Source organism: Streptomyces graminofaciens (genome assembly GCF_030294945.1).
GTDB lineage: Bacteria > Actinomycetota > Actinomycetes > Streptomycetales > Streptomycetaceae > Streptomyces > Streptomyces graminofaciens.
In genome coordinates this window covers 2,777,610-2,790,838 of the sequence record NZ_AP018448.1, presented here as the reverse complement: position 1 = coordinate 2,790,838, position 13,229 = coordinate 2,777,610, and the positions used below count along the sequence as shown (strand labels likewise).

General features: G+C 72.0%; 7 protein-coding genes and 3 pseudogenes. 1 reads left to right on the top strand and 9 read right to left on the bottom strand.

What is annotated here, in order from left to right:
* Nucleotides 1-242: 242 nt before the first annotated feature.
* A complete protein-coding gene (locus SGFS_RS12160) occupies nucleotides 243-1,322 on the bottom strand; it encodes a mechanosensitive ion channel family protein (RefSeq protein ID WP_286249873.1) in 1,080 nt (359 codons plus the stop codon).
* 208 nt (nucleotides 1,323-1,530) lie between these two features.
* Nucleotides 1,531-2,520: a lysylphosphatidylglycerol synthase transmembrane domain-containing protein gene (locus SGFS_RS12155; protein ID WP_286249871.1), complete on the bottom strand. Its 990-nt coding sequence runs from the start codon at nucleotides 2,518-2,520 to the stop codon at nucleotides 1,531-1,533.
* A 195-nt stretch (nucleotides 2,521-2,715) separates the two neighbouring features.
* On the opposite strand from SGFS_RS12155, the gene SGFS_RS12150 reads away from it, so the two are divergent.
* Nucleotides 2,716-4,623: an ABC transporter ATP-binding protein gene (locus SGFS_RS12150; RefSeq protein WP_286249869.1), complete on the top strand. Its 1,908-nt coding sequence runs from the start codon at nucleotides 2,716-2,718 to the stop codon at nucleotides 4,621-4,623.
* Nucleotides 4,624-5,531: 908 nt separating this feature from the next.
* Here SGFS_RS12150 and SGFS_RS12145 read toward each other — a convergent pair.
* From SGFS_RS12145 to SGFS_RS12115, 7 genes and pseudogenes are all read right to left on the bottom strand, one after another.
* Nucleotides 5,532-6,350 (bottom strand): annotated as a pseudogene (locus SGFS_RS12145) (FAD binding domain-containing protein); the annotation flags it as partial.
* A gap of 6 nt (nucleotides 6,351-6,356) precedes the next feature.
* Nucleotides 6,357-6,695, bottom strand: a pseudogene (locus tag SGFS_RS12140) ((2Fe-2S)-binding protein); the annotation flags it as partial.
* Nucleotides 6,691-6,862 (bottom strand): annotated as a pseudogene (locus SGFS_RS12135) (MmyB family transcriptional regulator); the annotation flags it as partial. The pseudogenes SGFS_RS12135 and SGFS_RS12140, both read right to left, overlap by 5 nt.
* A 662-nt stretch (nucleotides 6,863-7,524) precedes the next feature.
* Nucleotides 7,525-10,308 carry a non-ribosomal peptide synthetase gene (locus tag SGFS_RS12130; protein ID WP_286249867.1) on the bottom strand — a complete coding sequence of 928 codons (2,784 nt, stop codon included), beginning with the start codon at nucleotides 10,306-10,308 and terminating at the stop codon, nucleotides 7,525-7,527.
* 66 nt (nucleotides 10,309-10,374) lie between these two features.
* On the bottom strand, nucleotides 10,375-11,199 hold the full coding sequence (locus SGFS_RS12125; RefSeq protein ID WP_286249866.1) for an SDR family oxidoreductase: 825 nt from the start codon (nucleotides 11,197-11,199) through the stop codon (nucleotides 10,375-10,377).
* Between the two features lie 51 nt (nucleotides 11,200-11,250).
* A complete protein-coding gene (locus SGFS_RS12120) occupies nucleotides 11,251-11,964 on the bottom strand; it encodes a thioesterase II family protein (protein WP_286249865.1) in 714 nt (237 codons plus the stop codon).
* 83 nt (nucleotides 11,965-12,047) lie between these two features.
* Nucleotides 12,048-13,169: an LLM class F420-dependent oxidoreductase gene (locus SGFS_RS12115; protein WP_286249864.1), complete on the bottom strand. Its 1,122-nt coding sequence runs from the start codon at nucleotides 13,167-13,169 to the stop codon at nucleotides 12,048-12,050.
* Nucleotides 13,170-13,229: the final 60 nt, after the last annotated feature.

The following is a 13,229-nucleotide window of genomic DNA, read 5'->3' as shown; positions in this document are numbered from 1 at the left end:
CGGGGCCGGATGCGGGGAAGCCCGGGGCGTGCCGGGAGGGGTTTCGCGGCCGCCGCCCCTGGCGGCCGCCGCCCCTGGCCCCTACCCGTCCCATCCCCAGGGGCTGACGCCCCTTCGGCCCCGCCAAAGGCTCGGGGTCCGGGGCGGAGCCGACACGCGTCCCCGGGGGCTGCGGGCGCAGCCCCCAGCTTGTGGAGGGGACGGGCACGGGGTGGCAGGGGCGTGGCAGGGGCGAAAACCCCCTACGGCGCGACCTCGACCGACGCCTCCCGCTGGTGGGGGATCTCCACCAGCCCGCCCGGCTGCACCGTGATCGCCCGCCGGGGCACCGGCACGCTGATCCCCTCGGCCCGGTACCGCTTGTGCAGCCGCTTGATGAACTCGTGCTTGATCCGGTACTGGTCACTGAACTCGCCGACACCGAGGATCACGGTCATCCCGATGCGCGAGTCGCCGAACGTGTGGAACCGCACGGCGGGCTCATGGTCGGGGACGGCGCCCTCGACCTCCTTCATCGTCTCGGCGATCACCTCGTTGGTGACCCGCTCGACATGCTCCAGATCGCTGTCGTAGCCCACACCCACCTGCACGAGCAGGGTCATGTCCTGCTCGGGCTGGTTGAAGTTGGTCATGTTCGTGCCGGCGAGCTGCCCGTTGGGGATGATCACCAGGTTGTTGGAGAGCGACTTGATGGTGGTCTGCCGCCAGTTGATGTCGACGACATAGCCCTCCTCGCCGCTGCTCAGCTTGATGTAGTCGCCCGGCTGGACCGTCTTGGAGGCGAGGATGTGGATGCCCGCGAAGAGGTTGGCGAGCGTGTCCTGAAGGGCCAGGGCCACCGCGAGACCGCCGACGCCCAGAGCGGTGACCAGCGGGGCGATCGGGATGCCCAGCGTCTGGAGGATGATCAGACAGCCGATCGCGAGGACCGCGACCCGGGTGATGTTCACGAAGATCGTGACCGAGCCGGCGACCCCGGCCCGGGACTGGGTGACCGTGCGCACCAGCCCGGCGATCACCCTGGCCGCCGTGATCGTGGCGACGAGGATGAGCAGCACGGTCAGCGACTGGTTCACATGCCGCTGCACGGTCCTGGTCAGCGGCAGCACCGCCGCCGAGGCCGCCGCGCCGCCGGCGATCGCCGCCCACGGCACCAGCGTGCGCAGCGCGTCGACGATGACGTCGTCACCGCCCCAGCGGGTCTTCGTCGCGTGCCTGCCGAGCCAGCGCATCAGCATCCGCAGCAGGAATCCGGCCAACAGGCCGCCGGCCAGGAAGACTCCGGCCAGTACGTAGTCGTCGAGGGTGAGGGTCCGTGTCATCGGTCGCCTCCCGAGGGACGCGGGGAGCAGCCCGTGGGCCGTATGTGATGTGTCGTCACCTTGCCACCTGCTTGAATCCGGAATGCACGATCACGCTTCCCCGGACGTGTGTACGACGCCGGGTGCGACCGCTCATCCTGCCGTACCGGCCCGGCTGATCGGCACCGGACCTGCGCGGATCGGCCACATGACGGCTGGTGTCGGTCCCTCAGATCACCTTCAGCCGTACCAGCGCCCCCAGTGTCAACGCCCCCGGCAGCAGCGGCAGCCAGACCGTGATGATGCGGTACGCGAGCACCACCGCCGTCGCCACGGCCGCCGGGCCGCCGGCCGCGACGAGGGCCACCACGAGCGCCGCGTCCACCGATCCGAGGCCGCCCGGGGTCGGCACCAGGGCCACCGCGACCGTGGCCGCGAGATAGGCGACGACCATGTGCGTCACCGGCACGTCGAGGCCCAACGACAGCCCCACGGTGGCCAGTCCGGTCGCCTGGAGCAGCGGGAAGGCCAGCGAACCGCCCCAGAGCGCGAGGATCCGGGCCGGCCGCGCGTGCACCGAACGGGCCTCGCTCAACGCCGTGCGCACAAAGCCGAACACGGCCTCGCGCAGCCGCCGTACGAGCAGGACGACGGCCACGGCGGCGCAGACCGCGGCGGCGACGGCGGCCAGCAGCGGGCCCGCCGAACCGTCGGGGAGGAGCGGGCCGAGGCGCAGGGCTTCGGGGAAGGCGAGGAGCAGGGCCAGCAGCAGCCCCACCCGGGCGACCGACTCCGCGAGCAGATAGAGGGCGAGCGCCGCCGAGGAACGGGCGAGCGGCACCCCGCAGACCGCCATGAAGCGCAGGTTCACCGCGCTCGCGCCCAGCCCCGTGGGCAGCAGATGGTTCGCCGCGCCCGCCGCGAACTGTGTGGCCAGCAGCCGCCGCGCGGGCAGCCGTTCGACCAGCGCGCCCTGCCGGGTGCAGGCCGCCGCGACCCAGGTCAGACAGGTCGCGCAGACCGCCGCCAGCAGCCAGGGCCACTCGGCGGTCGCCAGATGCGCGAAGCCCTCGACGAGCACCGAGCGATGCCTTACGGCGACGATCGCGACCAGCGCGAGGGGGAGCAGACACAGGACCTGGCGGACCGGGAGACGCCTGCCGGCCCGCTGCTCCTGGGGGCGCGTCGCCCGCTCCTCGGGGAGTCGTGTCGCTGTCACACCGCGAGAGGCTTTCCGTGCCGCGCCAACAGGGCGTTGCGGGCGCTGGGACAGGGGGTGACCGGCGGTACGCGAATCCGTGCCGGTGGCCTCGCGGATATCCGTGTCGGCATGTTCGCCAGTATGCGCGCGCCGGTCGGATTTCGCCGCGACCGACTTGACCTCAAGATTGGTTGAGGCTCTAGCGTCCGTCGCATGAGTATGGAGACCACCGCCTGGACCCAGTTGCAGGGCATGATGAACGCCCGGCACAACAACCGTCCTCTCGCCCGTACGACCCTGCGCCGCGTCGGCGTGTTCGCCCGTCCACATCGTCGCCGTATCGCACAGTTCGTGGCGCTCAGCGTGGTGACCGCGCTGCTCGCCGTCCTGACGCCGGTGCTCGCGGGGCACGTCGTCAACGTGATCGTGTCGGACGGGGACGAGACACTCGTCGTCCGCCTTGCCGTGCTCATCGCGCTCATCGCCCTCGTCGAAGCCGCCCTCGGCCTGCTGGGCCGGAGGCTTTCGGCGACGCTCGGCGAGGGACTCATCCTCGATCTCCGTACGGCCGTCTTCGATCATGTGCAGCGCATGCCGGTCGCGTTCTTCACACGTACCCGTACGGGAGCGCTGGTCAGCCGACTCAACAACGACGTGATCGGCGCGCAACGGGCGTTCAGCAACACCCTGTCGGGAGTCGTCAGCAACGTCGTGACGCTGCTGCTCACGCTGGCCGTGATGCTCACCCTGTCCTGGCAGATCACCCTGCTCTCGCTCGTCCTTCTGCCGGTGTTCGTCGTCCCCGCGCGGCGGATGGGCAGCCGGATGGCCCGGCTCCAGCGGGAGGCGGCCGACCTCAACGCGGCCATGGGCACCCGGATGACCGAGCGCTTCTCGGCGCCCGGCGCAACCCTCGTCAAGCTCTTCGGGCGGCCGGCCGACGAGTCCGCGGAGTTCGCCGAACGGGCCCGCCGGGTGCGGGACATCGGGGTCCGTACGGCGATGGCGCAGTCCGCGTTCATCACCGCGCTCACCCTCGTCTCTGCCCTCGCGCTCGCCCTGGTGTACGGCCTCGGCGGCTGGTTCGCGCTGCGCGGCACCCTGGAGGCCGGTGCCGTGGTGTCCCTCGCACTGCTGCTGACCCGTCTGTACGCGCCGCTCACCGCCCTGGCCGGGGCGCGCGTCGAGATCATGAGCGCCCTGGTCAGCTTCGAGCGGGTCTTCGAGGTGCTCGACCTGAAACCGCTCATCGACGAGAAACCGGACGCCCGAGAGGTGCCCGAAGGGCCGGTCTCCGTGGAGTTCGACGACGTCCGCTTCGGCTACCCGTCCGCCGACAAGGTCTCCCTCGCCTCCCTGGAGGAGGTCGCCTCCCTCGACACCCGGGGCGGCACCGAGGTCCTGCACGGCGTCTCCTTCCGCGCCGAACCCGGCCAGACGATCGCCCTCGTCGGCTCCTCCGGCGCCGGCAAGTCGACCGTCGCCCAACTCCTGCCCCGGCTCTACGACACCGACGCGGGCGCCGTCCGCATCGGCGGCGTCGACGTGCGCGAGCTGAGCGCCGAGTCGCTGCGCGGCACCCTCGGCATGGTCACCCAGGACGGCCACCTCTTCCACGACACGGTCCGCGCCAACCTGCTGCTGGCCCGCCCCGACGCCACGGACGACGATCTGTGGGAGGTGCTGCGCCGGGCACGCCTGGACGACCTCGTGCACGCCCTGCCCGACGGCCTCGACACCGTCGTCGGCGAACGCGGCTACCGGCTCTCCGGCGGCGAACGTCAGCGCATGACCATCGCCCGGCTGCTGCTGGCCCGCCAGCGCGTGGTCATCCTCGACGAGGCCACCGCGCACCTCGACAACACCTCCGAGGCCGCCGTCCAGGAGGCCCTCGCGGAGGCACTGCACGGGCGGACCGCGGTGGTCATCGCCCACCGTCTGTCGACCGTACGCACGGCCGACCTGATCCTCGTCGTCGAGGCGGGCCGGATCGTCGAGCGCGGCACCCACGAGACCCTGCTGGCGGCGGGCGGCCGGTACGCGGAGCTGTACCGCACCCAGTTCGGGAAGGCGGCCGGGGCCCTGACGGAGGCCGCACCCGTGGGCGGGACGGTGGCATAGAGAGGGCCGTCGGCTTCCTCGGGGCCCTCCGGGCTCAGGCCGCGGGGGCGAGGAGGGATTCCCACTGCGGCGACGTCGTCCTCACCGGCGCCCCCGCCGAGTTGCTCGGCGGGCGATGCTGCTCGTGCCCGCGACGGTGCGGCCCCCGTCGCGGCTACCAGCGAGGTAGCTGCGAGTGTGACTGCGCTCAGGAAGCTGCGACGGCCGCGGTCTTTCGAGTTGCCGTTCGGCGTGCTGTCCTGTTCGTGCATGGGTTACATCCCTCATGGTCGTCGGTTGTGAGCGCCCTCGGTGCGTCACCTTCGGTGACGAAGAAGCAGACCCTGTTGCCCTGGCGGGTTTTGGTCCCGGTCCGGAGGGGCCGTAACGGGTCCGGCCTTGTCGAGCGGCCGAATCGGACCGCGCCCGAGATGAACACCTGGGCACTTGGTCCGGCGGCGTCGGTCCACGTCCGTGGCTTCGGACGATGCCCACGCTCGTCCGGCGATGGGCGTCGTCCGGTTCCGATGACGGCGGGCGGTCAGACTTATTCAAGCAGCGTGACCGCAGGGGTGGGAGGGCGTGCTTTGCCAGGCAACGGCAGTACCTCTCACCCTCGGACAGAGCGCTTTTGGCGTGACTTGGCATGGCGGGCAGGACGGAGGTTCGCGCGCCCAAGGCCCCGCCGGAATCCACCGGATTTCGTTGGCACGGAACAGAACAACAGCCTGGCGCAAAGACGACCTTGCTTTGATCGCAGCGGCGCCGGGTACGCGCAGCCGGCCGGAGACCATGCCTGCCTCGACGCGAGTTCGACGACGGTGATGTCGGACGGCGCGCACACGCGGACGGGCGGGCCCAGGCGCCGGCGCCGCGGCGGCCCGTGCCCAGAGCCGCTCCGAGGGGCGTTCGCCGATGAGGGCTCGCTCGACGGCGGGCAGCTTCCACGGCACCGTCCCCACGCCGCCGGCGGCCACCTTGGCCTCGCGGATCACGCCGCCGCGGACGTGCAGGGCGACGGCGGCGGACGTGAGGGCGAACTCGTAGGACTGGCGGTCCCGCACCTTCAGGTAGCCCGACTTCAACGGGCGCGGGTAGGCCGGGATCTCCACGGCGGTGATCAACTCACCCTTTCTCAGGGCCTGTTCCTGGTCGGGGGTACGGCCCGGTGGGAGCAGGAAGTCGGTGAAGGGGACGGTGCGCTCCCCGTCCGGGCCGAGCAGACGCACCTGTGCCTCCAGCGCGGCGAAGGCGACAGCCACGTCGGAAGGATGGGTGGCCACGCAGTCTTCGGAGGCGCCCAGGATCGCGTGGGTGCGGTTGAAGCACTCCCGCGCGGCGCGGCCCGAGCCGGGCTCGCGCTTGTTGCAGTCGGCGGTCACCTCGCGGAAGTACGTGCAGCGGGTGCGCTGCATGATGTTGCCGCCGATGGTGGCCATGTTCCGCAGCTGCGGGGACGCGCTCAGCTCCAGCGCCTGCGAGACGACCGGGTAGGTGGCGCGCACCTTGCGGTGGGCGGCGGCCTCGGTCATGGTCACCAGCGCGCCGATGCGCAGGCCCCCGCGCCCGGTGACGGTGACCTCGTCCAACGGCAGGCCGCTGATGTCGACGAGGGTTTCCGGGCGTTCGACGGTCTCGCGCATCAGGTCGACCAGGGTGGTCCCGCCGGCGATGTAGCGGCCGCCGCGACGACCGGCCTCAAGAGCCTCACGGGTGCTGGGCGCCTTGGTGAAGGAGAAGGGATACATCGGCACTCACTTCCGTCCCGTGGCCTGCTCGACCGCGCGCACGATCTTCACGTAGCAGCCGCAGCGGCAGATGTTGCCGCTCATCCACTCCCGGATCTCCGCCTTGGAGTCCGTGTGGCCCTCCTGGATGCAGCCGACGCCGGACATGATCTGTCCCGGGGTGCAGTAGCCGCACTGGAAGGCGTCCTGGTCGATGAACGCCTGTTGCAGCGGGTGCAGTCGCTCGCCCTTGGCCAGGCCCTCGATCGTGGTGACTTCGGCGCCCTCCAGCCGGACGGCGAGCGTGAGGCAGGAGTTGACCCGGCGCCCGTCGACCAGGACCGTGCAGGCCCCGCACGCAGCGCTCCCGCATGCCGGCGAACTCCGGGCTCTTGAGCAGGAGTTCACCGGCCAGTCGGGTGAGATGGGGGGGCGTCGGGGTCGGTGCCGGCGAGGGCGCGCGGGCGGGCGACGCAGCCGCGGACCTGGGTGGCCCAGTGGAAGAGGCCGCGGGCGGCGGGGTGGAGAAAGAGGTCAGAGGCATGAACAGGCCGCTCGGGTCAGTAAATGGTCAGCATTGAGCGCGGAAGCGTCCAGGCTTGCTGACCTGGTGACCGCCGCGGGCGGGGACCTGGGTGCAGATGCCTGGCTCCCGCTCGGAAGGTTCGCTACGTGGCTCGACAGCTCGCCCGCGGTATGGGCTCGTTCTTCAAGACTGCGGCTGTGCCAGGCCGACCCGGTGCCCGCACCCGTACACAATCCGTTTCCTCAACGGTCTGGGGAAGCAGCTAGAGGGAGGGCGGCTTCGGCACGCAGGACGATGTGATCGAGCGCCTCACGCAGATCTACGCGGAGAAGAGGCGCACGGCGCCGTCTGTCGCGGAAGCGCGCCGGGAGCTGGGGGCAGAAGACGGTCGCGGAATACGCGAAGCAGTGGCGGCCCCCGGCAGCGCCGCATGACCGGTTCGAAGGCTCGAACCATGCCGCAGCGCGTGGGTCGCCCATGCCCAGGCGTTGGTTCACGGCGTCGTCCGGGTGCTCGATGCGCGAGGCGTTGCCGAGGTGACCGGTGCGGACCCGCTCGTCCGGACGTCGGCTCGGTGGGGCGGTGACATCGACCGTGAGGGGTTGTCTCGCTTGGGTCCGGTCGGAGGCGGTGGGCGCACCACCGCCTCCGCGTCGGGCTCCGCGGGGGTCAGCTGTCCGAGGTCACGAGGCTGTTGACGGTTTCCCGGATGGTCGGATGACGGTACAGCTCCTTCAGCCGCAGCGACGGCAGGCCCTGCGCGCGCAGGGCCGCGCCTATGCGGACGGCGAACAGGGAGTTGCCGCCCAGGCCGAAGAAGTCGTCGTCCAGGCCGACCGGCACGCCCAGCACCTCGCTCCAGATCTCCCGCAGCCGTTCGGTGAGGTCGGCGTCGCCCGCGCCGGGGACAGTGTCCCGCGCCGGTGAGAGGGGCGCCGCCGGTGCGGGGAGCCGCTGCGCGTCGAGCTTTCCGTTGGCCGTCAGCGGGAGCGCGTCCAGGGAGGTGACCGTGGCGGGGAGCATGTGGTCGGGCAGGATGCCCGCGGCCCGCTCGCGGACGGCGCGAGGGTCGCCCCCGGCCGACAGGACCACGTACGCGTCGATCCTGGCTGTGGCGGCATCGGCCGGATCGACGCGGCGCACGACGACGGCGGCCGTCCGCACGTCCGGGTCCTCCAGCAGGACCGAGCGGATCTCGTCCAGCTCGATGCGGAAGCCGCGGATCTTCACCTGGCTGTCGATGCGCCCGAGGTGTTCGAGACGGCCGTCCGGGCGGAGGCGTCCCAGATCGCCGCTGCGGTACATGATGCCGCCGGTGAACGGGTCCGGTACGAACCGCTGCGCGGTCAGGTCCGGCCGGCCCAGATAGCCGAGCGCGACTCCGACGCCGCCGACGCAGATCTCGCCGGCCACTCCGGGCGGCAGCAGTCGTCCGGCCGGGTCCGTCACGTACAGGTGCCAGCCGGGCAGGGCGGGCCCGACGGAGCGGGTGGCGGCCAGGGCCAGTTTCCGGGTGAGGGTCTGCTCGGTGACGTGGACCGTCGTCTCGGTGATGCCGAACATGTTCACCATCCGGCACACCGACTCGGGGTGCCGGTCGAACCAGGGCAGCAGCATGCGCGCGTCGAGCGGTTCGCCGCCGAAGACGACGAGCCGGACGGACACGTCGCTGTGGTCGACGCGCAGGAGTTGGGCGAAGGCCGACGGGGTCTGGCTGAGCACGGTGACCTTCTCGGCGACGAGCAGGTCGCGGAAGCTGTCGGGTTCGCGGGAGACGAAGTACGGCACCACGACCACCCGTCCGCCCGTCACGAGGCAGCCCCAGATCTCCCACACCGACAGGTCGAAGGCGCTGGAGTGGAACCAGGTCCACACATCCGAGGCGCCGAACCCGTACTCGTCGCGCGTCGCGTCGATCAGGGCGATCACATTGCTGTGCGGTACGACGACACCCTTGGGGCGGCCGGTGGAGCCGGAGGTGTAGATGACGTAGGCGGCGGTGTCGGAGGAGGGGAACGGGAGCGGCGTGTCGTCCGTCCCGGACGTCGCGGCGTCCAGCAACTCGTCCGGGGTCAGCGCCACACAGCCCGGCACCGCCGGAAACTCCGGCAGCCGGGTGACCACCACACCCAGCTCGGCGTCCTGCGCCGTGTGGGCGATCCGGTCCTTCGGGTAGGCGGGGTCGACGGGGACGTAGGTCGCGCCGGCCTTCAGCACGGCGAGCAGGACGACGACGAGTTCGGCGGAGCGCTCCAGGCACACGCCCACACGGTCGCCGCCGACGACTCCACGGGCCCGCATGCCGCGGGCCAACAGGTCGGCCTGTTCCTCGAGTCGGCGATAGGTCAGGCCCGCCGCCCCGTCGGTCACGGCGATGGCGTCGGGTGTCGCCGCCGCCGCGCGGGCGACCGCCTCGGGGATGCTCTCCTCAGTGGTCACCAGGGTGCGGGTCGGCCGACCGAGCGCCGCGGTGCGGGCGCGTTCGGCCTCGTCGAGGAGCTCGACGTCGTCGACCGGGGTCTGCGGGGAGCGCAGGACCTGCCCGTGTACGTGGGCGAGGTGCCGTACGAACTGCGCGGCGATCTCCGAGGAGAAGTGGCTGCCCAGGTGGTCGCAGCGCAGCCGTAGGCCACCGGAGTCCCGGAAGACCGAGAGGGTGAGCGGGAACGGCGGAGCGAGGCAGGGCACGTACTCGGTCTCGAAGGCGGTTTCGTCCCCGGCTCCGGCCACCCTCGCGGCTCCGCGTTCGCCCTCGCCCTCGCCGGGAAACTCCGTGCCGCCGGTGCCCTCGAAGAGCAGGCCCGCCAGTGCGGGGCCCGTGGCGGGGGAGGGCTTCAGCTCGCCGAGCGTGTGGGCGGGTTCGATGGTGAAGGTGCCGTGGTCGGTGCCGATGACGGGCTCGGTCTCGGGATCGTACCGGCGCAGGGTGACGTCGAGCGCCGTCAGCCAACTGGCCTCGTCGCCCGCCTCGTCCTCCAGGGTGAGGAGGACGGACGAGGAGGTGGGGCCGTCGCCGCCGCCCAGCCCCCAGGCGGGCGCGGCGGGCGGGCGGGTGGACGCCCGGGGTGCGGGGGTGGCCTCGCTCGGTGGGACGGGCCGCCCGTCGGCGAGCCGGTGGAGGGCCCCGCGGCCCCATCGCTCGCGCGGGGCGACGACGATCAGGTCGGACCGGCCGTCGCTGTAGCGGAGGAGCACCCGGCGCACGCCGTCGGACGGTCGCGCGAGTTCGGTGGCGCGGCGGCGTTCGGCGCGTGGGTCGGCCGCCGGTACGGGGAGGTCCTCGGTCCATGTCTCCGACCGCTCGGCGGTGTGGGGGGAGCGCTCCCAGCGGACGCGAAGCGCGTGGCAGCGGGCGCCGGGGTCACCGAAACCGCCGAGGACGCGCGGGGCGCCGCCGGGCTCGGGACCCTGGGGGATCTCGTCGGGGAGGGGGTCGGACAGAGAGGCGGACAAGGCGTACTCCTTGTTGTTCGGGGGAGTCGTCCGCGTGGTCCCGCGGACTCGTCGTGCTCGGCGGGGTCAGCGGATGCTGAACCCGCCGTCCACGGTCAGGACCGACCCGGTGATCTGCCGGGACTCGTCGGAGGCCAGGAAGACGACCGCGGCGGCGACGTCCTCGGGTTCGATCAGGGCGTTCATGGGCTGGGCCTCGACGAAGGTCTTCTCGTGTTCGTGCACCGGTACGTCCAGTGCCCTGGCGATCTCGGCGAGCATCCGGCCCTCGGCCCGGACGTCGTCGCGCACCGAGCCGGGGCAGACCGCGTTCACGCGTACCTTCGTCGGCGCGTAGTCGAGCGCGGCGGCCTTGGTGAGGCCGACCACGGCGTGCTTGGCGGCGACGTAGCCGGCGAAGTGCCGGTAGCCGACGAGTCCGGCGGTGGAGGCGACGTTGACGATGCTGCCGGCGCGCCGGGCGCTCATCGCCTTGCCGACCTCGCGCATCACCCGCCAGGCCCCGGAGAGGTCCACGTCGATCATCAGGGACCACTCGTCCTCGTCGATCTCGTGCACCGGTTTGCCGGAGGGCGCGGCGACGCCCGCGCTGTTGACGACCACGTCGATCCGGCCGAACCGGTCCTCGGCCCGGGTCACCGCTTCCCGTACGGCGAACAGGTCGCGGATGTCGGTCTCGGCGGTGAGGACGGCGGCGCCCGCCTCCCGGCACAGTGCGGCGGTGTGTTCCAACTGGCCCGGGGTGCCCAGCGGATAGGGCACCCCGGGCAGGTCGGCGCAGATGTCCAGCAGCGTGAGGTCGGCGCCCTCGGCCGCGCAGGCGACCGCGGCGGCCCGGCCGAGCCCGCGGGCGGCGCCGGTGACGAGGACCGACTTGCCGTGCAAACGCATCGGATGCTCCTTGGGAGAGTCTGGGTGTCGTGCTGAGGAGGGGAGGCGGGGCTACAGCACCGTCGAGACGATCAGGCGGACCAGCGAGGGGGCGGAGTCGGCCAGGTACATGTGGCCGCCGGGGACCTCGACATGCTCGAAGTCCTCCCCGGCCGCCTTGCTCCAGGCCGCGGCGTCTTCGTAGTCGACCAGGTCGTCGTCCTCGCCCCGGATGACGGTGAGCGGCGCCTGAAGCGGCAGGTCGGTGCTGGGCGTGTAGGCCTCGTGCATCTCGACGTCCGCGCGCAGGGTGGGCAGGATCATGGCGCGCATCTCCGGGTCGTCGAGCGCGGGATGGTGATAGCCCGCGAACTCGCCGACGCGAGCGAGGAAGTCCTCGTCGGAGAGGCCGGTGGCGTGCCGTTCGCGTCCGAGGGAGGGTTCCGGGGATCCGCTGACGAACAGGTGGACGAGCTCGATGTCGTCTTCGGCGACCAGCCGGTGGGCGAGTTCGTAGGCGAGCACGGCGCCGAGGCTGTGCCCGAACAGGACGACTCGGTGGTCGTCGCCGTCGCCGAGCCGTTCCCGCAGCTGGGCCAGGAGTCCGTCCGTGGCCGTGTGCACGTCATGGTAGGGCTCCTCGTCGATCAGCCTTTCCCGGCCGGGCAGTTGCAGAGCCACGATCTCCAGCGCGTCCCCGGCGAGGGCCGTCCAGGGGCGGTAGAACGAGGCGCCCGCTCCGGCGTAGGGGAGGCAGATCAGCTTGGTCGTGTCAGGGGTGGTCATGGGTGCGGGTGTCTCCTTGCGAGTCGTGTGTGTGCCTTGGGGAGGCAGGCGTCTTGCGGGGTGAGGTCGGAGGCGGGCACGCCTTACGCGTCGTGTGCGCCTTGGGGTCGGGGGTTTGGCGGGGTGGGACCGGAGGCGAGCACGCCCGCGAGTTCCGCGGCCTCCGCGGCCACGCGCAGCGCGGCGGCGGCGCGGTCCGGGCCGGGCAGCCCGGGGCCGACCGGCATGAGGTTGAGCGTGGTGGCGCCGGCCTCGGCGAACGCCGTCATCCGCTCGGCGATCCGCTCCCGCGGCCCGAGCAGCGAGGTGGCGTCGAGGAATTCGAGCGGTACGGCGGCCATGGCGCCCGGGTAGTCACCGGCCAGGAACCTGTCCTGGACGGTACGGGCCTGAGGGCCGAAGCCCATGCGCTCGGCCAGCTGGGTGTAGTGGTTGTCCTCCCGGCCGCCCATGCCACCGAGGTACAGCGCGGCGTACCCCCGTACCCGCCGGGCACAGGCCTGCCAGTCGGCGCCGGTCACCAGGGGTACGCAGGGGGCGATGTCGAACCCGTCGAGGGTGCGCCCGGACGTGGTGAGGCCGGCCCGGAGGGGTTCGAGCTGCTTGACGGCGTGGGCGGGGGAGAAGAACACCGGGAGCCAGCCGTCGGCGATCTCCCCGGCCAGTTCCAGGTTCTTCGGGCCGAGGGCGGCGAGGTAGACCGGGATCCGCTCGCGCGGCGGACGGATGGTCAGGGTGAGCGCCTTGCCGGGGCCGTCCGGCAGCGGAAGCGTGAAGTGCCTGCCCTCGTACTCCAGCGGTTCCCGGCGCAGGGCGCGGCGCACCAGGTCGACGTATTCGCGGGTACGGCCCAGCGGCGAACCGAATCCGACGCCGTGCCAGCCCTCCGAGACCTGGGGACCGGACACGCCGAGGCCGAGCCTGAACCGTCCGCCGGACAGGGTGTCGAGGGTGGCGGCGGTCATCGCCGTCATCGCGGGCGAGCGGGCCGGGATCTGCAGGACCGCACTGCCGACGTCGATGCGGGAGGTGCGGGCGGCGATCCAGGACAGCACGGTGACGGCGTCGGATCCGTAGGCCTCCGAGACCCACACCGACGAGTAGCCGAGCTCCTCGGCCAGGGAGGCGAGCGAGATGTTGGACGCGTCATTGCCTCCGACCCAGTAGCCGAGGTTGAGGCCGAGACGCAGGGTGGGAACGGTCATGGGAACTCCTGTGCGGGCGCGAGGGCCGGGGTCGGTGTCCGGGCCCGGCGCGGGGCGGTC

Bases quoted from the DNA above. Each gene is read 5' to 3' on its own strand.
- SGFS_RS12115 (WP_286249864.1), bottom strand. From the start codon at position 13,169: ATGACCGTTCCCACCCTGCGTCTCGGCCTCAACCTCGGCTACTGGGTC.
- SGFS_RS12160 (WP_286249873.1), bottom strand. From the start codon at position 1,322: ATGACACGGACCCTCACCCTCGACGACTACGTACTGGCCGGAGTCTTC.
- SGFS_RS12150 (WP_286249869.1), top strand. From the start codon at position 2,716: ATGAGTATGGAGACCACCGCCTGGACCCAGTTGCAGGGCATGATGAAC.
- SGFS_RS12125 (WP_286249866.1), bottom strand. From the start codon at position 11,199: ATGCGTTTGCACGGCAAGTCGGTCCTCGTCACCGGCGCCGCCCGCGGG.
- SGFS_RS12120 (WP_286249865.1), bottom strand. From the start codon at position 11,964: ATGACCACCCCTGACACGACCAAGCTGATCTGCCTCCCCTACGCCGGA.